21 protein-coding genes and 1 other RNA gene are annotated in these 21839 nt (G+C 56.9%); 8 read left to right on the top strand and 14 right to left on the bottom strand.

What is annotated here, in order from left to right; genetic code table 11:
• Positions 1-92: 92 nt before the first annotated feature.
• From ABVT35_RS21635 to ffs, 3 genes are all read right to left on the bottom strand, one after another.
• Complete coding sequence (locus ABVT35_RS21635; RefSeq protein ID WP_368469252.1) at positions 93-416, bottom strand: YbaB/EbfC family nucleoid-associated protein; 324 nt, start codon at positions 414-416, stop codon at positions 93-95.
• A gap of 56 nt (positions 417-472) precedes the next feature.
• A complete protein-coding gene (locus tag ABVT35_RS21630; RefSeq protein WP_368469250.1) occupies positions 473-2299 on the bottom strand; it encodes a DNA polymerase III subunit gamma/tau in 1827 nt (608 codons plus the stop codon).
• 111 nt (positions 2300-2410) lie between these two features.
• An RNA gene (gene ffs, locus ABVT35_RS21625) (signal recognition particle sRNA small type) lies at positions 2411-2508 on the bottom strand.
• A 182-nt stretch (positions 2509-2690) separates the two neighbouring features.
• Here ffs and ABVT35_RS21620 point away from each other — a divergent pair.
• Positions 2691-3779, top strand: a complete 1089-nt coding sequence (locus ABVT35_RS21620; RefSeq protein ID WP_368469249.1) for a phosphotransferase — start codon at positions 2691-2693, stop codon at positions 3777-3779.
• Here ABVT35_RS21620 and ABVT35_RS21615 read toward each other — a convergent pair.
• Positions 3761-4180 (bottom strand): DUF3224 domain-containing protein, encoded by a 420-nt coding sequence (locus ABVT35_RS21615; RefSeq protein WP_368469248.1) that lies wholly within the window; start codon positions 4178-4180, stop codon positions 3761-3763. The genes ABVT35_RS21620 and ABVT35_RS21615 overlap by 19 nt on opposite strands.
• Before the next feature lie 187 nt (positions 4181-4367).
• On the opposite strand from ABVT35_RS21615, the gene ABVT35_RS21610 reads away from it, so the two are divergent.
• From ABVT35_RS21610 to ABVT35_RS21600, 3 genes are all read left to right on the top strand, one after another.
• The gene (locus tag ABVT35_RS21610; RefSeq protein ID WP_368469247.1) at positions 4368-4772 is read left to right on the top strand and encodes an HIT family protein; all 405 of its coding nucleotides are present in this window, start codon (positions 4368-4370) and stop codon (positions 4770-4772) included.
• Positions 4773-4784: 12 nt separating this feature from the next.
• Positions 4785-5741 (top strand): NAD(+) diphosphatase, encoded by a 957-nt coding sequence (gene nudC, locus ABVT35_RS21605; protein ID WP_368469245.1) that lies wholly within the window; start codon positions 4785-4787, stop codon positions 5739-5741.
• A gap of 205 nt (positions 5742-5946) precedes the next feature.
• Positions 5947-7146: a hypothetical protein gene (locus ABVT35_RS21600; protein WP_368469243.1), complete on the top strand. Its 1200-nt coding sequence runs from the start codon at positions 5947-5949 to the stop codon at positions 7144-7146.
• Positions 7147-7218: 72 nt separating this feature from the next.
• Here ABVT35_RS21600 and ABVT35_RS21595 read toward each other — a convergent pair whose 3' ends face one another.
• Positions 7219-9165 carry a tetratricopeptide repeat protein gene (locus ABVT35_RS21595; RefSeq protein WP_368469242.1) on the bottom strand — a complete coding sequence of 649 codons (1947 nt, stop codon included), beginning with the start codon at positions 9163-9165 and terminating at the stop codon, positions 7219-7221.
• Positions 9166-9445: 280 nt separating this feature from the next.
• On the opposite strand from ABVT35_RS21595, the gene ABVT35_RS21590 reads away from it, so the two are divergent.
• Positions 9446-10066 carry a pseudaminic acid biosynthesis-associated methylase gene (locus tag ABVT35_RS21590; protein ID WP_368469241.1) on the top strand — a complete coding sequence of 207 codons (621 nt, stop codon included), beginning with the start codon at positions 9446-9448 and terminating at the stop codon, positions 10064-10066.
• 67 nt (positions 10067-10133) lie between these two features.
• On the opposite strand, the gene ABVT35_RS21585 is transcribed toward ABVT35_RS21590, so the two are convergent.
• The 6 genes from ABVT35_RS21585 to pseB form a co-directional block, all read right to left on the bottom strand.
• Positions 10134-10565: a hypothetical protein gene (locus ABVT35_RS21585; protein WP_368469240.1), complete on the bottom strand. Its 432-nt coding sequence runs from the start codon at positions 10563-10565 to the stop codon at positions 10134-10136.
• Positions 10566-10619: 54 nt separating this feature from the next.
• On the bottom strand, positions 10620-11675 hold the full coding sequence (gene pseI, locus ABVT35_RS21580) for a pseudaminic acid synthase (protein ID WP_368469238.1): 1056 nt from the start codon (positions 11673-11675) through the stop codon (positions 10620-10622).
• Complete coding sequence (locus ABVT35_RS21575) at positions 11659-12315, bottom strand: formyltransferase family protein (protein ID WP_368469236.1); 657 nt, start codon at positions 12313-12315, stop codon at positions 11659-11661. The genes pseI and ABVT35_RS21575 overlap by 17 nt, the downstream gene beginning before the upstream one ends.
• An 85-nt stretch (positions 12316-12400) precedes the next feature.
• Positions 12401-13096, bottom strand: coding sequence for a pseudaminic acid cytidylyltransferase (pseF, locus tag ABVT35_RS21570; protein ID WP_368469234.1), 696 nt, complete (start codon positions 13094-13096; stop codon positions 12401-12403).
• Entirely contained in the window at positions 13093-14253 is a 1161-nt protein-coding gene (gene pseC / locus ABVT35_RS21565) for a UDP-4-amino-4,6-dideoxy-N-acetyl-beta-L-altrosamine transaminase (RefSeq protein WP_368469232.1), read from the bottom strand. Before pseC ends, pseF begins: the two co-directional genes overlap by 4 nt.
• A 10-nt stretch (positions 14254-14263) precedes the next feature.
• Complete coding sequence (gene pseB / locus ABVT35_RS21560; protein ID WP_368469231.1) at positions 14264-15256, bottom strand: UDP-N-acetylglucosamine 4,6-dehydratase (inverting); 993 nt, start codon at positions 15254-15256, stop codon at positions 14264-14266.
• Between the two features lie 412 nt (positions 15257-15668).
• Here pseB and ABVT35_RS21555 point away from each other — a divergent pair, with 412 nt between their 5' ends.
• Entirely contained in the window at positions 15669-17057 is a 1389-nt protein-coding gene (locus ABVT35_RS21555) for a tyrosine phenol-lyase (protein ID WP_368469230.1), read from the top strand.
• Between the two features lie 51 nt (positions 17058-17108).
• On the opposite strand, the gene gshB is transcribed toward ABVT35_RS21555, so the two are convergent.
• Entirely contained in the window at positions 17109-18062 is a 954-nt protein-coding gene (gene gshB, locus ABVT35_RS21550; protein ID WP_368469229.1) for a glutathione synthase, read from the bottom strand.
• Between the two features lie 146 nt (positions 18063-18208).
• Here gshB and recR point away from each other — a divergent pair, with 146 nt between their 5' ends.
• Together recR and ABVT35_RS21540 are read left to right on the top strand one after the other, a co-directional pair.
• Positions 18209-18814: a recombination mediator RecR gene (gene recR, locus ABVT35_RS21545; protein ID WP_368469227.1), complete on the top strand. Its 606-nt coding sequence runs from the start codon at positions 18209-18211 to the stop codon at positions 18812-18814.
• A 107-nt stretch (positions 18815-18921) separates the two neighbouring features.
• A complete protein-coding gene (locus tag ABVT35_RS21540; RefSeq protein ID WP_368469225.1) occupies positions 18922-20076 on the top strand; it encodes a 6-phosphofructokinase in 1155 nt (384 codons plus the stop codon).
• A 49-nt stretch (positions 20077-20125) separates the two neighbouring features.
• Here the strand turns inward: ABVT35_RS21540 and ABVT35_RS21535 are convergent, their stop codons facing one another.
• Positions 20126-20989 carry a prephenate dehydratase gene (locus ABVT35_RS21535; protein ID WP_368469223.1) on the bottom strand — a complete coding sequence of 288 codons (864 nt, stop codon included), beginning with the start codon at positions 20987-20989 and terminating at the stop codon, positions 20126-20128.
• 45 nt (positions 20990-21034) lie between these two features.
• Positions 21035-21772 (bottom strand): 3-deoxy-manno-octulosonate cytidylyltransferase, encoded by a 738-nt coding sequence (locus ABVT35_RS21530; RefSeq protein ID WP_368469222.1) that lies wholly within the window; start codon positions 21770-21772, stop codon positions 21035-21037.
• Positions 21773-21839 lie beyond the last annotated feature (67 nt).

Raw genomic sequence — 21839 nt, 5'->3', positions numbered from 1 at the left:
CCCGGAACCGGGAGGGATGAACAAGGCTCCATATTTGTTCAATTCTGTACCATTGGCAATCCGCCGGGAGTGCCTAACGAAAAACTACGGCGTCAGAACGGCAGTTTCATGCCCGGAGGAATGGGAAGACCGGCGGTGAGTTCCTGGGTTTTTTCCTGAACAGCGGCTTCTACCTTGCCTTTGGCGTCATTGTGGGCCGCAACGATGAGGTCTTCGAGGATTTCCACCTCATCCGAATTGATCAGCGACGGATCGACGGAAAGGCCAAGCATGATGCCCTTGCCGTTCAGCCGCACGGTAACCATGCCGCCGCCGGACGTGCCTTCAAGCTCAAGCTTCTCGACCTCCTCCTGCATGGAGGCCATTTTCTCCTGCATTTCCTTGACCTTGCCCATCATGCCCATGAGATCACGCATTTCGCGTCTCCTTATTCTGTGTGGCAGCCATCTGACTGCCGGTTGTTCGTAAGTTCTTAAAGTTCGGAGTCGTCCGGCAGGATATCGCCATCTTCGCTCTGGCTTTCAACCGGTATATCCATTTCGTCGTTGCGAATGCGCACATCCCTGATGCGGGCACCGGGAAACTGATTGAGAATTGCGGCAACATCGGGATCCTGACTGGCGTCGCTGACCAGTTCGGCGCGTTGCTCGTTTTCCATCTCCTCGATGGTCTTGCCGCCGCGCTCGCGGCTGATCGCAATGATCCAGCGCATGCCGGTCCACTGTTTGAGCTTGCCATCAAGCTCTCCGACCAGCGATTTGGGCGCATCGTCGTGCAGACCGATTTCCAGACGGCCGGATTCGATCTTGACCGGCCGCAGATATTTGCGGATCAGCGCCTTGAGCTTGATGTCGCGGTGCTGGCCGGCAAGGTCTGCCAGATCGGCCAGATTGGCGATGACGACGGAAGGCCTTTCGGTTTCGTCCGGCCTGCGCTCCGGCGCCGTAATATTGGCGTTTACTTCGACCGGGCGCAGCATGGTAACGGGCCCCGACCCCGATTGCATGACGGCCTGGCGGTCATCTGCCATGCCCGGTCCCGTATCGGGCGGCGGTGCATCCTGCATGGCCGGCTGACGCCCGCCGCCGTTCGACGGGCCGGCCTGCGGTTCGGCAGGTGCCTGCGATGCGAGCCTGGAGACCTGCTTTGCCGCGTCTCCCGGCGACGGCAGGTTCGCAGCGTGAGTCAAGCGGATCAGCACCATCTCGCAGGCGCTGACGGGCCGGTTCGACTGTTCCGTCTCCGGAATGCCCTTGAGCAGCATCTGCCACAGCCGCGACAACACCGGCACGGAGAGTTCGCCCGCAAATTCCGCTCCGCGCGTGCGTTCGGCTTCGCTGAGCGCCGGATCGTTCGCCGCGTCGGGCACGAATTTAAGACGGGTGACCAGATGGGTGAAATCGGCAAGATCGGTCAGCACAACGGAAGGGTTGGCGCCGGCGTCATATTGCTGGCGGAATGTTGCGAGTGCAGCCGCCACATCGCCTTTTGCGACATGGTCGAACAGCTCGACCACCTGACTGCGGTCGGCAAGCCCGAGCATGTTGCGCACGGCTTCCGCCTCGACATTGCCGCCGCCATGGGCAATCGCCTGGTCCATCAGCGACAAGCCGTCACGGGCCGAACCTTCGGCGGCGCGCGCGATCATTGCCAGCGATTCGTCGTCGATCGTCACGCCTTCCTTTTCGGCAATGGAGCGGAAATGCGCGATCAGAGCGCCCGCCTCGATGCGACGCAGATCGAAACGCTGACAGCGCGACAGGACGGTGACGGGAACCTTGCGGATTTCCGTCGTCGCAAAGATGAACTTGACGTGTGCCGGAGGCTCCTCCAGCGTCTTCAACAGGCCGTTGAAAGCCTGTGTCGACAGCATGTGAACCTCGTCGATGATGTAGACCTTGTAGCGCGCGGTCACCGGCCGGTAACGCACCTGCTCGATGATCTCGCGAATATCGTCAATGCCCGTGTGCGAGGCGGCGTCCATCTCGATCACATCGACATGGTTGCCCTGCATGATCGCTTCGCAATGTTCTCCGGGCTCCGAAAGGTCGATGACCGGCTTGTCGATTGTGTCCGTGCGGTAGTTGAGGGCGCGCGCCAATATGCGGGCCGTTGTCGTCTTGCCGACACCGCGCACACCGGTCAGCATATAGGCCTGCGCAATCCTGCCGGTTTCAAAGGCATTGGTGAGGGTTCGCACCATCGGCTCCTGGCCGATCAGATCGTTGAAATCGCCGGGCCGGTATTTGCGTGCCAGAACACGATAACCGCTGTCTTGTGATTTGGTGCCGTCGTTCATCTAGAGCTTGTCATGGTTGATTGCCTCGCGGAGTGTCGCCCTACGGGCACCGGTCAGTCAATAGTGGGGCCGGCGGCACCGCTGCCTTCCACCAATAAACGGCAATGAAAGGTGGGAGGCTGGCACGGTGACCCGTGCCGTGGCTCGTTAGGGCTGCTTCCTTCCGGACCTGACCCGGTTGGCGAGTGGCGCGTCCACCACCAACCTCCCGCGCTTCATATCGTCAATTGGCGGGCGAAAAGCAAGTGGTTGTTGCAAAAAACCGCATCGCGGCCCCACAATTTGCAGTTAGGGTTTTCGCAGCATGCGGTTTGTTGGAGGGCCAATTGCGATATGGTGAGAATCACCTGATCCTTCAAACTGATAATGGATCTTATCGGGGACCGGATACATGGCTGCGATCCCGGACATAGCTGAGGAGATTACCGCCGACTGGCTGACAGTGGCCCTGTTCGGCAGCGGCGCGATATCCTGCCGCGTCCAAAACGTCGAAACGCAACCCTTCGGCGCCGATGTCGGAACACTGAGTTCGATGGTGCGATGCCGCCTTACATATGACGATCCGCGTGGCGATGAACCTGCATCGGTCGTGGTCAAGCTCATGCCCGAAAACCCGGCAATTCGCCAAAGGCTCGAGGAACTGCGCGGGTTTGAGCGGGAAATCCGGTTTTATCGCGAAGTTGCCGCGCGGTCGCTGGTACGCGTGCCACGGTTCCACTACGGGAAATCTGCCGGGCACCGTGCAGTGCTTGTTCTCGAAGACCTCGGCAACCTCCATATCCGTGATCAGATCGACGGGCTGAGCGACCGCGAAACAGTCTCAGCCGCCCTGCAGATCGCCCGTCTACATGCCCATTTCTGGAACAGGACGGAAGCCGCAAACCTCGGCTGGGTGCCGATCGATGACTATGCGATCACGCAATCCTATGGCGATGCCTGGGCCGGGTTCGAGGATGTGTATGGTTTGCGCATCGGACCGGAGGCCGTAGACCTCGGACGGAGGCTGGGACCGGCAACTGGTGCTCTCCTGGAAGCCGTTGGACAGCGGCCGCGCACGCTTTGCCACGGCGACTACCGCGCCGACAATCTATTTTTCGGCGATAGAGGCGATCCCGATAGGGTCGTGGTCATAGACTGGCAGCTCACCACCCGGTCTATCGGTGCGCTTGACGTTGCACGGCTGCTTGGCGGCAGCGAACCGCCGAAAGAGCGGTTGCGACACCACATGGACGCCTTTGCCGCCTGGCACGGGGCGCTGGTCAGCGAAGGCGTCGGCGGCTACCCGCTGGATGAGGCCCTGCATGACCTCAGACTTGCGGCCCTGCTTAATCTTTTCAGGCCCATACATGTCTTTTCGAAATGGGGGCCGGACCCCGGCGGGCGACGCGGCCGGTTCCTCGACGCCATCGCCACACGGCAGTTTGCCTTTGCAGTGGATATAGCGGCAGGGAACGTGCTCGATCAGTCCGGCAGATTGTAGTCGAATTCGTAGAAATGCTGGCCCTCGTCGATGTGGATGACCATTTTTCCCGAAAGCCCGACAAGTTCTCCGGTCGCTGAATCGGGAACGACCGCCAGCATCAGGAACTCGCCGCCGCCTTTCATTGTTCCGTAGTGCTGCAGCACAAAGCTCCCTTTCCTGCCCGACAGCGTGCCGCTCACCTGCTCGACAGCGACATAGCCGGCCGAACCCTTGACTTCGGTCATCACGGTCAGCATTTCGCCCCTTGACCTCGCCTCAAGGCCCCCGTGATAGGATTTGTCTATCGCCATGCGACCCATTGCAATTCCGTCACGCCCCTCGGTGGCTGCGTCCAAAGGCTCGAGTTTGACGTCAAACTTTCCGGAGATCTCCATTGTCGTGTCCTTACGATTCGGCATTTTGAACAGGGTCCGGTCAAACTGGTCCCAACCGGACGGAACGTCAATACGGTGCGTATAAGGCGCGTCATCATGTCAAAATCCGTAACCGCGTTCGGCACGCGCCGCCGTAACGCCGGCAACGGAAAAGAAGCCAATCGGCAAAAAACCTGTTAGTCTTCACGATATATTGGACTGGATGACGGGCATGTGCGGATTCAGACTGAATGAGCGGTTGGAGGCTGACAGCCGTCTTGTATCCATATTGGGCCTGTGCCAGCTTCGGTTGATGAATGATCGGCGCTGGCCGTGGTTACTGCTTATCCCGCAACGTGCCGAAGCTGAGGAAATCTATCACCTCACGCCACTCGATCAGACGCTTTTGACCTTTGAGGCCGGTGAAACCGCCCGCGCGCTGAAAAGGGTCACCGACTGTTCGAAAATAAATATCGGCGCTCTGGGCAACCAGGTTCGCCAGCTTCATGTGCATGTGGTGGCCCGCAACCCGGGTGATATCGGCTGGCCGGGTCCGGTATGGGGGGTTGGAAATGCCGAACCTTATGATACCAATGGCGCCAACGAGCTGATATCAGCGATCATCAAGGAACTATAGGAACCCGCACAAGTGACATTTTTCGATGCCTCCGGCGACAGCAATGAGCCGAGCAGCCGTGTGGCCTTTGCGGGAAACCGCCTGGACCGCAGATCCGAGCACCGTGGCGACGATTGCCTTGCCGAGGCGCTGGCATCGCCACTGGCGCGCATATTTGCGTTTGGCGACGGACGGGCTTTTTTGAGGAAGGCAGATGATGGATTCGATGCCTTGCACAGCCTCGAGGAATTGCATCATTTCCAACCGGACCTTGAAAACGCCGTGCTTCTCGGATTTGCCGAGGGCGAAGCACCGCGCATCGCTGCCCATGTCCGGCTGAATCCCGAGGAATTGCCTGAATCGGTCAAAGCCATCGACCACCGTTCGATTTATATTCAGGGTCTCATCAAGGACGACGAACTTGGGCAGATGGCACAGGGTGCAAGCCTTATCGCCTGGGCACGGTCCCACCACCATTGCGGTCGCTGCGGCGGCGAAACGAGGTCAAAAGCCGGCGGTTACCGCAGGGAATGTCCGACTTGCGGGCACATGTTGTTTCCGCGAACCGATCCGGTGGTCATCATGCTGGCCGTCGACAATGAAAACGACCGCTGCCTTCTGGGCCGCAGTCCGCATTTCCCGCCAGGCATGTATTCGTGCCTCGCCGGCTTCCTGGAGCCGGGTGAAACCATCGAGGATGCGGTGCGCAGGGAAACCTGGGAAGAATCGGGCATTCGTATTGGCCGGGTGCGTTATCACGCCAGCCAGCCCTGGCCGATGCCGCATACATTGATGATCGGATGCTATGGCGAAGCGGTATCGACCAGGATATCCATCGACCAGCGCGAGATCGAGGATTGCCGCTGGTTCAGCCGGGCCGAAGCCGCGCAGCTTTTGAGCCGGCAGACGGGCGCGGAGGACCTTTCATCCCCGCCTCCGGGCGCCATTGCGCACCATCTGATCCACGGCTGGCTTACCCACGGCGGTTGATTTCCGGTAGTTTCTAATTATTATAAATCTATGTTTTCATTGAATAAATTTCACTTTTTTCTTTGACATGATCCGGCTGCCGAATTAAACACGCAAGCCAATTGCGGGCGTGGATTCGCACGAATCCAGTTCTATTCTTGAGTATTTAAATCAAATTTATGGCCGCGCCATCGGAGCCGGCCAGTTTTCGGCAATGGAGAGGCGGATGTTTCGTTCAGGAGCGCGTGCATGGGGACCTGCGCATATTTCATCAATCGGCAATGCGCTGGCCGGCGTTTCGTTTTTTGCACTTGCTGCAACGCTGACGCTCGCTCCGGCGGCGGCGGACGATTTCACGCCGTACGTTTCGGGTGAAATCCTGTTTGAGCTCGAAAACGACAATGTCTTCAGTTCGAGCGATCCGGACGCCGAGTTCAACAGCCTTTATCCGACGGTGGAGCTTGCCGCCATCATCGGCCTGACACCGGTCTTCTCGATCAATTTCGGACTGACGATGGAGCAGGTCGCCGATCCCGACGCTGACAATTATTTCAAGGATATCGGCCTTTACATCGATACGGTCAATATTCAGGCCGAGCTGATGGGTGCGACTTTCGTCGCCGGCAAATTCGCGCCGACATTCGGCAAGGCCTGGGACGAGACGCCCGGTCTCTTCGGTACGGATCTGGCGGAAGACTACGAAATCAGCGAAATGATCGGCTTCGGCGTTGCCTATCCGTTCGACGCCGGTGACAACGGCACACATACGCTCAGCGCAAATGCGTTCTTTGTCGACACAACCTTCATGTCGGAATCGCTCTTTACCAATCGCGGCCGCGTCAGCACTGCCGATGGCGGCCCTGCGAACACCGGTACGCTCGACAATTTCTCGATCACGCTGGACGGCGAGGAAATCTCCTCAGTTCCCGGCCTCAGCTACAATCTCGGCTTCACCTATCTGTCCGCAGGCGTCGGCGACGTCGCCGATCAGACCGGCTATGTATTCGGCCTGACGCACAGCACCGATCTCGACAATGGCGCAACGGTCGGCGTTATCGGCGAAATCGCCTATTTCAACAATGCCGGCGGCACGCTCGACGATGCGACCTATTACACGGCCGGTCTTTCCTTCGAAAAGGACTCCTGGCATGGCGAACTTGCCGGAACTATCCGCCAGATCGATCTTGCCGCCGACGGCTCGCAAACCACCAGACTGTTCCAGGCTTCAGGTGGCTATGTATTTGAAAACGAAGTCGATCTGACACTTGGCTATGCCCATGTGGACGAGGCGGGCACCATATCGCACACGGTTGGCATTCAGCTGAGCAAGAGCTTTTCCTTTGCGACACCAGGCGCGCCGGAGGAAGAGTTCGACCTGCCCGAACGCCGGCCAGTCCGGGAAACGGTTCCGACGATCGTGCAATAGGCACCTGATATCAAAAATGCTCATCAAAGAAGGCGGCTCTCAACGGCCGCCTTTTGACTTTCCTGCATGTGATCAGGCAGACGGAACGTGGTACTCGTGATCGAGGCCGGAAATGGGGGCGTCTTCCGATCCGGCCGGCAATTCAGAAGGCGATTCTCTTTCAGATGTCGCGGTATTCTTCGCCCAATCGATGATGGCGGGCCATCGATCCACGATATCGGCGATGGCATCGTCTCCGCCGTTCGGCTGCATCCGAAGGGACATGCAGGTCGGGAACCAGGGAACATGATCGGTCCCAAGATATATTTCCGAGATTTCACTGCTGATCCGAACGACCGGGACGCCCAGGCCGGCCGCAAGGTCTGCAACCGACACACCCACGGATATGACGATATCACATGCGCCGATCAGGCTGCAGGCAGCGACGAGATCGTCCTTCTGATCCAGGTTCGCATAATGATGAAGAGGAAGCCCGAGGTTTCGAATATTTTCGACCTCGTCCTGATCGCAGCTATATTGCACGTTGAGCCATCTGGCTTTCGGCAGGGTCTTGAGCGGCTCCAGCTGCTCGCTGCCAAGCAGATACCGGTCACGCGAGGTGGCCTGGTTCGACGAACGCCAGCATACGCCGACCAGGGTTTCGTCCGGTTTGACCGCAAGCTGGGCACGCACCCTGTTTTCCGCTTCGTGGTATCGCCGGATCCAGGGTGCCTGTTTTTCATGAAAGTCATCGACGGACGGCCGAAAGATCGCACCGAGCGAGCCTACCGGGATCTGGTAGTCGAAATCCGCGTAGGCTTCTTCGCTTCGGCAGTCGGTTTCCCCTTCGTGATCTATCGTTGCCCAGGGAAACGACCGCTCCCACAACGGCGACAGTTTCGGTGAACATTCGAAAGTCACCGAACAGCCAAGCTCTTCAAGATCGGGAATAACGGACGCGAAACGCACCTCGTCACCGATCCCCTGCTCACGCCATACAAGCAGCTTCTTTCCCTTGACAGCCTCGCCCTGCCAGCGCGGTGCATCGAACACGCGACGCTTAGACGGGAATTCGCGCCGTTGCCAGCGCGCCTCGTAATTCTTGTAGCTCTCAGCGACGTCACCGTTTTTCATCTGAAGCATGCCGAGATTGTAACGGCCGGCAATGTGATCGGGGTTACTTCGAAGCAGCGCTTTGTGATATTCGATACCTTCGCCGATCTGCCCGGCTTCGGCATAGCACAGACCAAGCTGCGTGACGCAATGCTCCTGGTGGGACGATTCTCTATTTACCCATTCTTCGAGGATTTCGATTGCTTCGTCGTAGTGGCCGTGAACCTGAAGATAAAAGGCCCAAATATTATCAATTTCGGCTTGTTCGTCGACGTTGAGGCCCGACCGGTCGATCGTATCACGATGCTCCGTGATATAGTCGAAATCCTCGAGACGCGCGGCAATGTGCAGCCGCTTGAGTTGAAGGCTTGGTGTGATTTCACTGCTGGCGGAAAGCAGCCTGTCCATCAATTCTTCGGCTTGCCGGTAGTGGCGGTTGTCGATCAACATATAGACGATATTCAATACCGGTTCCGGCTGAGACGGATCGAGGTGGTGAGCGCTGGTGAACGCCAATTGGGCCGCCTGATAGCGCTCCGCCTTTCTGAGCGCGATACCAAGATTTTTCCAGGGATCGTATAGCTCGCGGTCGACTTTTGTTGCGCGCTTGAAGTATTCGATTGCCGCTTCAAGCTCATTCATCTGGAGCAGAACGACACCGAGTGAGTTCAACATCAAAGCGTCACCCGGTTTTTGCTCGGTCGCCGCATAGATCTTGACGAGTGCACCGTCCAGATCGCCGCAGGCACGCAGCGCCAGCCCATGGAAATGCAGAAGGTCGGGACTGAGATAACCCTGGGCTTCCAGCCTGTCACAAAGCGGCCGGCTTTCGCGAAATTTGCCGCGTTTCTGCAGCGAGTGGATCTTTTTCAGCAATTTTGGCGGGGGTGCCTTTGTGCTGATGGGTTTGTGGGCGAGTTTGTTCATCGTTCGCTAAGCCTGTCAGGTTGCTCGTGTGTCGTGAGCGGCGGCGGATCGCAGGTGGAAGCCTTCCTTTGGACCTGAAAAGCCAATTGTCCCAATTCAGTGATCATCTTTACAGTTAGTGGATGAAGCTTGCCCGTGGCTGAATGACGATCGCGCTGAGCCATGATCCATGGAGGCCACGGCTGCGGCGACCCGGACGAGCTCAACCTCAGGGATTTGTGAGGGCGCAAAGGACCGGTATATTTGCGCACGAATCGCATCAAATGATCGGGCGCTGCGAATGGCAAAAAAATTCAAGACAGACCAGGAAATGTTCTGGGCAGGTGATTTTGGCGATAACTACATTGGCAGGAACAATTCCGACCAGCTCTTGAACTCCAAAATCGCGCTCTGGGGAAAAATGCTGCGAAGCGCGAATAATATCGCGAGTATTATGGAGTTCGGATGCAATGCCGGCCTGAACCTCGAAGCTCTTAAACGCCTGTCCCCTAAATTGGAATTGTGCGGCATCGAGATAAACGATCAGGCTGCTTCGGAGGCGGAAAAAATCGGCGGTGTCGAAGTGTTGCGGGGATCTATTTTGGAGGAAATAGATACAGACAAAGTATTCGACCTAACTTTTACCGCGGGTGTACTGATACATATTAATCCGGAACACCTGAATATTGTTTACAATAATTTGTATAATAAAAGCGATCGTTATGTTCTCGTCGCAGAATATTACAATCCGTCGCCGGTTTCCATCAGTTACAGAGGGCACAGCGATCGGTTGTTCAAAAGAGATTTCGCCGGTGAGATTATGGAGGCGTTCAATATGCGCCTGGTCGATTACGGATTTGTCTACAAGCGGGACAATTGGGCACCACAAGACGACATAACCTGGTTCTTGCTGGAGAAGTAATATCCTGGCTTCTGCTTTATATCCGGGAATTGGAGGCGGGGCGCCGTTGTTCGCGTTGTCGTGTCACTCATTCATGTGACCCAACAACATATGTCACTTGAGCGACACTGAACCCGCTATTTTCCAATGCCGAAATCAGTGCCCGATTGGTCGGCGCCGCGTTGATCATAAAATGCGCATTTCTTACTGACTTTACCGGGGGCAACGGCTGGTAGGATTTGAGAACTTTGTTGAGGACCTCCTCAAAACAATCCACCACACGTTCTTCGTCTATATTGACGCCAATCGTGTTGTCCTTGTGAACGTAGACGGAACCCAAACAGGTTTCAGATTCACGCACAAGCAGCCAGGCGCGGTAGGGATGGTCCCGCACAAAGGCGATGTGCTCGGCAAAGACGGGTATATGCTTGTGGCTGATGCCGTGTTTTCGTGAAACCAGCAACTCGTAAAGAGTTTGGATTTGGTCATCGGTTGGGACAATTTCTTCCAGGTGGATCATGGCTAAATCCGATATCCGAGTTGACTAATTTCCGGATTTGACCGGTTATCTGAATTAATGGGCCTTCAATATATCCCACGACACCGGACTGTTTGCTGCAACATCATGATTGACCTGCTGACCTATCACTTCATCAATATGCTTCGGCGCCAGACCATACCCCGGCCTTACGCTGCGCACATGATCTTTTGTTATTGTGTCTCCCGCTTTTAAGTCGGTGACGAAATACAGCGAGCGGCGGAATTTCACATTGCCGATTTCGCTCGACTTTCTACCGTAGTTGACGCTCCCGAGGGCGGACCAGGCTGTCTTGCATTCTTCACACAAAGCCGCCAGCTGGTCGACTTCCAGAGAGAAGCTGTCGTCTGGTCCACCACCATTACGGTCTAGTGTGAAGTGTTTTTCAATAATGGACGCTCCGAGCGCAACACTTGCGATCGCCGTGGTGTTGTTCAGCGTGTGGTCCGACAGACCGGTAACCAGACCAAACCGATCGATCATGTCCGGAATAGTCCTCAGATTGTAGTCACCGGGAGGAGCCGGGTAGCCGCTGATGCAGTGCAGTACCGCCAGTTGCCGGCATCCTCCCTCGCGGGCGGCTGCAATCGCTTCCCCGATCTCATCATCATCGGCCATGCCGGTTGAAATAATCATCGGCTTGCCTGTCGAAGCAACATATCTGATGAGCGCGAGATCGACGGCTTCAAATGAGGCAATCTTGTAGGCTGGCGCATCAAGCTCCTCGAGCAAATCAACCGCAGTTTTGTCGAACGGTGTGCTGAAGAGCGTTATCTCTTTCTGCCGAGCATAGGCGAACAGCTCATCATGCCATTCCCACGGGGTGTGCGCCCATTCATATAGCTCATACAAAGTGCGCCCGGCCCAGAGCCCATCACCGATCCTAAAGTCTTCACTGTCTGCAGCAAGCGTGATCGTATCGGGGCGATAGGTCTGCATTTTGACCGCGTCTGCGCCTGCGCTCTGAGCAAGGTCGATAATTCTGAATGCGTTTTCTATTTTTCCGTTATGATTTGCAGACATCTCCGCAATAATGAAGGGTTCGGTACCTTCGCCGATCACCCTGCTATTTATGCTAATTCTCCGGGTCATCCATCTTTTCCAGCGAGAGTTTGTAGCGGTGACCGTGGAGTTCGAAAAATGCGGGGTAACGGGCCGGGTCACAGATACGGATCTTGTTGAATTGATCAGCGATAGTGCCATTGGGATCAATACTGCTGTCTTTAGCCGTTCGGCGCTGGCGGTAGGTGGGTACAACGTTTTCGGGCTGAGGCCATGGGGAAATCGTGTCCAGCTCCGCTACGGCAAAATCCATCAGTTGAAGTTCCGCCTCAAAGAGGGCCGCATTTATCTCATCCCAAAGCATGTGTTCGGCAACAGGAAAATCCACCTGTTGCCAGATCCGGCCGGTATCCACCTCATCTTCGGCCTCCAGAAGCGTTACCGTTATTTGCCCTGCTCCCTCCAAAATCGACCAGATATGAGGGCTCCAGCCCCGACCGACTGGAAGGTCGCTCGCATGCAACACGAGAGTCGCCCGATATGCGGCCCTCATATTCGCACCGACAATTTCCGAACAGGAGACGAGAAAAAGGATATCGCCACCCGTCAGATCCTTCTTGCTATGACACAGGTTTATTTGATGATCCTTGGATTTGCCTTTTATCCAATTATCCAGGAATGGCATTATTGGGTGATCGGATGAGCTGCAGAGAATGGAAATAGTCAGCATGCGCCTATTCCGATTAAACCTGAAACGGCCCATTCAAAACCGGTTTCCATGACAACCGTTCTCTTCCTGACGCGTCGACCCTTCATCATGCCGGCCCACTTCGGAGTGCATGAAACAGCCTTTCGGCCATTTCCCAGTCTTGTGGCGTATCGATGTCCTGCGCACGAATTCGGGGAAGCCTGACTGCCAGCGATGCGTTTGAAAACAGCGGCTTCTGGGCTGTCCAGGCTTCATGTCGCCCCCAGTAAAACTGACCCGCATCGTGATAGGCATCTTCCAGATCCTGCGAGCGCGTATTTTGATGTTCCGGCGAAAACATTGCAACTTCATCGTCATCGTTGATGCGCAAAGCCCTTTGGATGGGAAACGGAAATTCCGTGACGGAAAACGCATAGTCCATTTGGCGGTCGATCAGTTTCTCAAGGCTGGACGTAAGGTCCGACGGCTCCAGAAAAGGAGCGGTAGCGAACAAGCAACAAACATAGTCGGGCCTCGTTCGATGGCGGGCATACCAATCGGCGGCATGCGCAACGACAGGCACGATACCAACACGGCCATCGGAAAGTTCCGGCGGGCGGACAAAGGGCGTCTCTGCGCCATACTCCCTTGCCACCGACGCAATTTCCTCATCGTCCGTTGAAACGATCACGGCATCGAAACACCCGCAATTGTGTGCAGCGTCCAGAACCCAGGATATGATCGGTCTGCCGAGGAACTGTTTTACATTCTTGCGCGGAATCCGTTTCGAACCGCCACGCGCCGGTATTACAGCAATATTCATGGGATCAGTGTCTGCTCGAGGCATTGAATTATCTTGTCCTGTTGCGCATCGCTCATCCCGGAAAACAGAGGGATCGTTATCGCCCCCTCATAGTAGCGTTCAGCCTCGGGGAAATCGCCACGTTTGAACCCCAAATTCAGGTAGTATGGCTGGGTGTGAATTGGGATGTAGTGCAAATTAACGCCGATATCCGACGATCTCAGCCGCCCGAATACCTCACCCCGGCTCAACGAAATCTGATCCGGTTTCAGCCGTATGACATAAAGATGCCAGGCGGACGACGTGTCGGGATGCTGCCACGGCAGGGTCAGGGGAAGTTCCTTCAATGACCTTGTATAGCGGTCTGCAAGTTCCGTGCGCCGCCGAACAAACCCGTCAACCCGCTGAAGCTGGCTGTTGCCCAATGCGGCCTGAATGTCCGTGAGGCGGTAATTGAACCCCAGCGCCACCTGCTGATAGTACCATGGGCCGTCGGCCGGACCGTGCATGAGCGCGGGATCGCGCGTCACGCCATGCGAACGTAAAAGCGCCATCTTGTCACTGAGTTCCGGCTTGTTGGTCAGGGCGATACCGCCTTCGCCGGTCGTGACAATCTTCACCGGATGAAAGCTGAACACCGTGATGTCGCTGAACCGGCAGCTTCCAATGGCGCCGCCTTTATACGATCCGCCGATGGCATGAGACGCATCTTCCACAATGGAAAATCCGTAAGCATCGGCGAGACGTTTTATTTCATCCATACGGCATGACTGGCCGCAAAGATGAACCGGTATGACAACCTTGGGCAGCCGGTCCTGCCTCGCCGCTCTTTCGAGCTTATCCGACAGGGCCTCAATGCTCATCGTGTAGGTGTGGGGATCGATGTCTACAAAATCGACCTCTGCGCCGCAGTACAGCGCGCAATTGGCGCTGGCGACAAAACTTATCGGGCTCGTCCATACCAGGTCTCCAGGGCCGACGCCCAGTGCAAGACAGGCCAAATGCAGGGCCGCGGTTGCACTGCTGGCGGAAACGGCTCTGTCGGCGCCGCAATAATCCGCGACAGCTCTTTCGAACAATTCGACGGCCGGACCCTGTGTCAGGAAGTCTGATTTCAAGACTTCAACAACGGCCGCGACGTCAGCTTCGGAAATATCCTGTCGGCCGTAGGGTATCATTCTGGCCGCCCTACAGCATTTTTTGACGGTTTTTTTCTATCCATAGTTCCAGCTCTTCCGGTGACATCCAGTCGGTGTTTTTGTCCGAACTGTACACAAAATCCGGAGGGACCTTTCTCCCGTCGCCAATTCTGACGGGGTCTTCCGACCAGTTGTGGATCGCCGGCAGGATCTTGAAATAGTCCTCGTATTCGTAGGTATGCAGCGCGTCCTCAACACCAATCATCTGCTCATGCAGTTTTTCACCCGGCCTGATGCCTATGATATCCGTCTCGGCATCCGGGGCGACCGATTTGGCAATATCCATAATGCCCATTGACGGAATTTTCTTCACGTAGATCTCGCCGCCGATAGTGTCGTCAAAGGCCGTCCACACCAGTTCGACCCCCTGTTCGAGGGTGATCATGAAACGCGTCATTCTGGCATCCGTAATCGGCAAAACACCTTTGTTTTTCAATGACATGAAAAATGGAATCACCGAACCGCGCGATCCCATGACATTGCCGTAGCGCACAACCGCAAACCGCGTGTCGGCGGCACCGCTATAGGAGTTGCCGGCTATGAAGAGCTTGTCCGATGCCAGCTTTGTAGCGCCATAAAGATTAGCCGGACTGCTTGCCTTGTCGGTCGAAAGAGCAATGACGCGTTTGACACCCGCATCGATGCAAGTGTCTATGACGTTCATCGCACCGTTGACGTTGGTCTTGACGCACTCAAAGGGGTTGTATTCCGCGGTCGGCACGATTTTCGTTGCAGCCGCATGGACGACATAGTCGATGCCATTCAGCGCGCGCGCCAAACGTTCCTTGTCGCGAACATCACCAATGAAGAAACGGACCCGGTTGTCATCCCTGAACTGCTTTGCCATCTCCCACTGCTTCATCTCATCCCGGGAAAAAATGACAAGGCGCTTGGGTTTGTATTTCGCCAGAGTCAGCGGAATGAAGGCGTGGCCAAAGGATCCTGTGCCGCCGGTGATGAGAATGGATGCGTTTGTAAGCATTACGGTCGGTTTGTCCTAGTAGACTGCGGTCATATTCCGGTTTGCTTCACAGGGCATGTTTTGGAGGTCTGTCGGCACTTCGGTCATTCCGGTTGATCTTTTGTTGCCCGCGCAATTCGAATCGCGGGCAATAGATGAATACTTCACGGACCTTGCGGGAGGATGGAGTGCTTATCACCAGGCGCAAACCGCATTCGCGAGGCGGATTATCCTGTTACTGCCTGCGGCATATTTACCTGTCGGGAATGAAGGGTTGCGTCATTCCGAATAAGCGATAAGGTCGATCCCGGCCACTCACTCCGCACATTGCTTTGCGGGCAGGAGGGATGAAATGCCACGGGTTTCCGTGGCGCATCCTCAAGGCTCCACGTGAAAACCCACTTATGTGTCGTTTGAACAAGGAGCCAAATCAATGAACACTTCTGTCAGAAGCTGGGCCGAGCCTTACAAGATCAAGATGGTCGAGCCGCTGAAGATGACCAGCGAGGCCGAGCGGCGGGCCGCGATTGCCGAGGCCGGCTACAACACCTTTTTGCTGAAATCCGAGGATGTCTATATCGACCTTTTGACCGATTCGGGCTGTGGCGCGATGTCCGACCGTCAGTGGGCGGGCATGCTGCTGGGCGATGAAGCCTATGCCGGCAGCGCAAATTTCTACCGGATGCGCGATACCGTCGAGGCATATTATTCCTACAAGTACACGGTCCCGACGCATCAGGGGCGCGGCGCGGAAAATATCCTGTCTCAGATCCTGATCTCGGACGGAGACTATGTGCCGGGCAACATGTATTTCACAACCACCCGCCTGCACCAGGAACTGGCCGGGGCCAATTTTGTCGATGTGATCATCGACGAAGCCCATGATCCTGCCTCGTTCCACCCGTTCAAGGGCAATGTGGATCTTGCCAAGCTGGACGCGCTGGTGGCAGAGGTCGGGGCCGAAAAGATCCCTTATGTCTGCATCGCGACGTGTGTGAACATGGCCGGGGGCCAGCCCATCTCGATGGCAAATCTGCGGGCCCTGCGCGCCTGGTGCGACAAGCACGGCGTTCGGCTTGTCCATGACATGACCCGGGTTGCCGAAAACGCCTATTTCATCCAGTGCCGGGAAGACGGTTATGCCGACAAATCCATCCGCGAGATCATTCATGAGCTGTGCTCCCTGACCGATGCCGCCACGATGTCCTCGAAAAAGGACGCGCTGGTTAATATTGGCGGGTTCCTGGCGATGAACGATGCGGATTTCTACGAGAAGGCCTGTAACCTGGTGGTGGTCTATGAGGGGCTGCACACCTATGGCGGCATGGCCGGGCGCGACATGGAGGCGCTGGCCGTCGGCATTACCGAAAGCGTGCAGGACGACCACATCAAGGCCCGCGTCGGGCAGGTTGAATATCTCGGCAACAAGCTCAAGGCCATGGATGTGCCGATCGTCAATCCGATCGGCGGGCACGCGATCTTTCTCGATGCGAGGGCGATCCTTCCGCATATCCCGCAGGACCGGTTTCCGGCACAGGCGCTGGCAGCGGCCCTTTATGTGGACGCGGGCGTACGGGTCATGGAACGCGGCGCTGTCTCGGCCGGGCGCAACAAGGATACCGGCGAGAACTTCATGCCAAAGCTCGAACTGGTGCGCCTGACCCTGCCGCGCCGTGTCTATACACAGGCACATATGGATGTGGTTGCCGAGAGCATAGGCCGCGTCATGATGAAGGCTGGCGAGATTCGCGGACTGACGTTCACGTATGAGCCGGAATATCTGCGGTTCTTCCGGGCGAAATTTGCGCCGGTCGAGGACTGATCGGGATTTCCTGTCATATGGCGGGCCGTGCAATGCGGCCCGCAACACTTCTCACACGTCGGCCTTCCTGGCCTCGATCGCATCCCACAAAAGGGCGGCGATATCTTCGCCGCCGAATTTTCGGACCTCGCGAATGCCCGTCGGCGACGTCACGTTGATTTCGGTCATGACACCGCCGATCACATCGATGCCGACCAGCAGAAACCCGCGTTCGCGAAGCGACGGGCCGATACGGGCGCAGATTTCGCGCTCGCGATCCGTCAGTTCGATCGGTTCGGCGCGGCCGCCGACATGCATGTTGGATCGGGCGTCCGTTTCCGCCGGTATCCGGTTGATGGCGCCGGCGGGCTCGCCGTCTACCAATATGATGCGCTTGTCACCCTCGCGCACGGCCGGCAGGTAGCGCTGGGCTATCAGCGGCTCGCGGTAGAGATGCTCGAACATTTCCAGCAGCGACGACAGGTTGCGGTCGTCCTCGCGCAGATGGAAGACACCGGCGCCGCCATTGCCGTAAAGCGGCTTGATGATGATGTCGCCCATGTCGCGGCGGAACGCGGCAATTTCGTCCGGATCGCTGGTAATCAGCGTCTCGGGCATGAGATCGGGAAATTCGGTGACGAATATCTTTTCGGGTGAATTGCGCACCCAGGCCGGATCGTTGACCACCAGTGTTTTCGGGTGGATGCGCTCAAGCAGATGCGTCGAGGTGATATAGGACATGTCAAAGGGCGGATCCTGGCGCAAAAGCACCACATCCATTTCGGAAAGGTCGATGCGCTCGCGCGGTCCGAGCGTATAATGATCGCCGATCTTGTCCTGCAGGGTCATCGGCTCGATGCGGGCCGTGACAATGCCGTCGCGCAGTGAAAGCTGTGAGGGGGTATAGTGAAAAAGCTGATGGCCGCGCTGCTGCGCCTCCAGACACATGGCAAAGGTCGAATCGCCTTCGATCTGGATGGTCGAGACGTGATCCATCTGGACCGCTACCTTCAGATTTTGTGCCATGCCGGTTTCCTGGCCTCCGCGCCTTGCCGTTTGCCCATCACACATAAAGTCGTTGCACATAATTGCAACTGCCGATGCAAACGCTTTTGCGGGCCCGGGTGCAGCAAAGGCCTGCCATTCGGCACGAATCGCGCTAAATAGGGTCCATGTCGAAAAGTGTTGCCGGACCGGAAATCGAAAAACTCATCCAGCTCCTGGCCCGTGTTCCGGGGTTGGGGCCCCGTTCGGCGCGCCGGGCAGCGCTGCACCTGATCAAGAAAAAGGAGCAGGTTCTGGAGCCGCTGGCGGAAGCCATGGCGGTGGCGCGCGACAGTGTCAAGGTGTGCACGACCTGCGGCAATGTCGACACAAGAGATCCCTGCACCATCTGCACCGATGCGCGGCGTGACAACTCCGTCATCATTGTCGTCGAGGATGTCGCCGATTTATGGGCGCTGGAACGTGCCTCGGCGATGAACTGCCTCTATCACGTTCTCGGCGGAACGCTGTCGCCGCTCGACGGCATCGGACCGGACGATCTGAACATCAAATCGCTGGTGGAGCGGGTGTCGGCCGATGGTACAAAGGAAATCATCATTGCCGTCAACGCCACCGTGGAAGGCCAGACGACCGCCCACTACATCACCGACCAGCTCGACGGGCTGGATATCTCCATCACCCGCCTCGCCCACGGCGTGCCGGTGGGCGGCGAGCTCGATTATCTCGACGAGGGCACGCTGACGGCGGCGCTCAGGTCGCGGACGACGCTTTAAGACGCACAAAATCAAGTCTGGATTGTGTGACCAGTCTTCGGCTTTGTGTATATTTCTGTAATCGCGGATAGGAACTGCAACGCGTTTTTATACGAGAGGAGTTCGGTGTGCATTTAGGGATTTTAACCGGCGGCGGGGATGTGCCCGGCCTGAACGCAGCAATCAAGGCGGTGGTCAATGAAGCCTACCGGTCGGATTGGCGCGTAACCGCATTCCGCCGCGGCTGGGCAGGCCCGGTCAATACCGATGCCGGCGATCCGGCGACAACACCAGACTCGCATTTCGCGCTGACGCCGGACCTGGTGCGCGCCGTCGACCGGACGGGCGGGACATTCATTCACACGTCGCGCACCAATCCGTCGCGCATGAAACCGGACGAGATTCCCGATTTCGTTTCTTCAGACCGCAAGCCGGATGCACACGGCAAGGTGGACATCACCGATCACGTGCTCAAGGTCCTGGAAGCCATGCAGATCGACGTGCTGATCGCCATTGGCGGCGACGACACGCTTTCCTATGCCGCACGGGTGCACAGCGAAGGCATGAAAACAATGTGCATCCCCAAAACGATGGACAATGACGTGTTCGGGACCGACTACTGCATCGGCTTTTCCACCTGCGTGACACGGTCGGTTGATATGATCAACCAGCTGCGAACCTCGGCCGGCAGCCACGAACGCAATATGATTGTTGAAATGTTCGGGCGCAATTGCGGACTGACGGCACTTGCGGGCGGTTATCTTGCCGATGCCGACCGCACGCTGATTGCCGAAGTGCCATTCGATCTCAACCGCCTGGCCGAGCTCCTGACGGAGGACCGAGCGCGCAAATCGTCCAACTACACCGTTTCGGTGATTTCCGAAGGCGCGCGCATCATCGATGAGGACATTATCGAGCGTGGCGAGGAAGACGCCTATGGTCACAAGAAACTGGGAGGAATCGGCGAGCGGGTTGCCGTAGGTTTGAAGCAGATAACCGGCACCAATATCATGATCCAGAATCTCGGATATCTGTTGCGGTCCGGCGGGCCGGATGCTGTGGATCTCATCGTCGGGAAAAATTTCGGAACGATGTGCGTGCAACTGATCGAGGAAGGCAAAAGCGGCCTGATGACCGCCATTCGCGACGGCTGCTATATAACCCAGCCTGCCGATATCAGCACCAAGGGAGAGCACCGCGTCGATGTCGACGGGCTTTACGACATCGACCAGTACCGCCCGAAAATTGCCCGGGTGGAAGGCATACCGATGTATCTTCGGTAAAGCCCTGCTATTGCCTCAGCGCTTCTACACTGCCTGACACCGCGGCACGCTACCCGCGCGCCTGTTCAGTGCGGAAGGGGTGCGCCTTGTAGGTGCCCAGCAGGCGCACCTTGGTGGAGAAGAACTGCAGCTCCTCAAGCGCCAGCGCAACGCCTGGATCGTTGGGGTGGCCCTCGATATCGGCATAAAACTGCGTTGCCGTGAATTTGCCCTCAAGCTGATAGCTTTCGAGCTTCGTCATGTTGACGCCGTTTGTTGCAAAGCCGCCCATCGCTTTGTAGAGCGCTGCCGGCATGTTGCGCACATTAAAAACGAAAGTGGTGACGATGAGATCGTCGGGATTGTCGCGTTCGGCCAGCGTGTGGTCGCGCGAAAGCACCACGAACCGGGTTACGTTCGAGTCAGTGTCCTCGACATCTTCCCGCAGGATTTCAAGACCGTAGAGTTCGGCTGCAAGGCGCGGCGCGAAAGCCGCCATCGTCGGGTCCCTGGTGTCTGCGACAAGACGGGCGGCACCCGCCGTATCGCCCGCAACGACCGGCTGCCAGCCATTTTTGCGCACGATATTGCGGCACTGGCCAAGGGCATGAATGTGGCTGTGCACGGATTTGATGTCGCTTTCTGCCGTGCCCGGTATAACCATAAGCTGGAAATGGATCGGCATGAAATATTCGCCGACAATGTGCAGATTCGATTCCGGCAGCAGGTAGTGAATGTCGGCAACACGCCCGGCAATGGTGTTTTCGATCGGGATCATTCCCAGTTCCGCCTCACCGCTTTCAATGGCGTTGAACGCGTCCTCGAAAGTGCGGCAGGGCATCGGATCCATGTGCGGAAACATGTCGCGGCAGGCCATGTCGGAGTTGGCGCCGATTTCGCCCTGGAAAGCGATCTTTTTCTTTGTTTCAGCCATGTCAGGATCCATTGTCGTGGGGTTGTGTTGCAATCATCTTCAAAATCATTCGGCGAGCATCTGACGCGCCCGCTCCAAATCGGCGGGAGTATCGACACCGAGCGGAACCGAGTCAACGACGGCCACATCTATGCGCATGCCGGCCTCAAGAGCCCGCAGCTGCTCCAATGATTCCCGCTTTTCCAGCGTTGAAGGTTCAAGGCGGACAAAGCGAGACAAAGCGTCGCGGCGATAGGCATATAAACCGATATGGTGGTAGAGCGGCCCGTCGCCATAGGGCGCCGTGGCGCGGGTGAAATAGAGTGCGCGCAGCCGGTTCTGACGCATGGGAGAGCCAACCACCTTCGTGACATTCGGATTGGTTTTTTCCTCGTCGTCGGTTATGGCGACCGCAAGTGTGGCGATATCAACTTCCGGGGTTTCCAGCGGCAGGAGCGCTGCCCGGATGACATCCGGCTCAATGGTCGGCAAATCGCCCTGGATATTGACAACAACGTCAATTTCTCCTTCCGGATCAATCGCTTGCAATGCCTCGAATATGCGATCGGAGCCGGATGCATGGTCGGAACGGGTCATGATCACGTCAAAACCGGCGTTTTTGACAGCCTCTTCCACTTCCGCGCTGTCGGTTGCGACAACGACGCGCCCGATATCGGCCTCGGCGGCGCGTTTCGCCACCTGCACGACCATCGGCAGACCGCCGATTTCGGCCAAAACCTTGCCCGGCAGGCGGGTGGAGGCCATGCGGGCCGGAATAAGGACGAGATTTGACGAAGATGCCATGATTGATTCCAAAAGTGAGCCCGCAAGATCAAAGACTTATTGGACTCGTTATAAACAGTGTTGCAAC

Source organism: Hoeflea sp. TYP-13 (assembly GCF_040932035.1).
Classification (GTDB): Bacteria; Pseudomonadota; Alphaproteobacteria; order Rhizobiales; family Rhizobiaceae; genus Hoeflea_A.
This window is presented reverse-complemented; position numbering and strand designations above follow the sequence as displayed.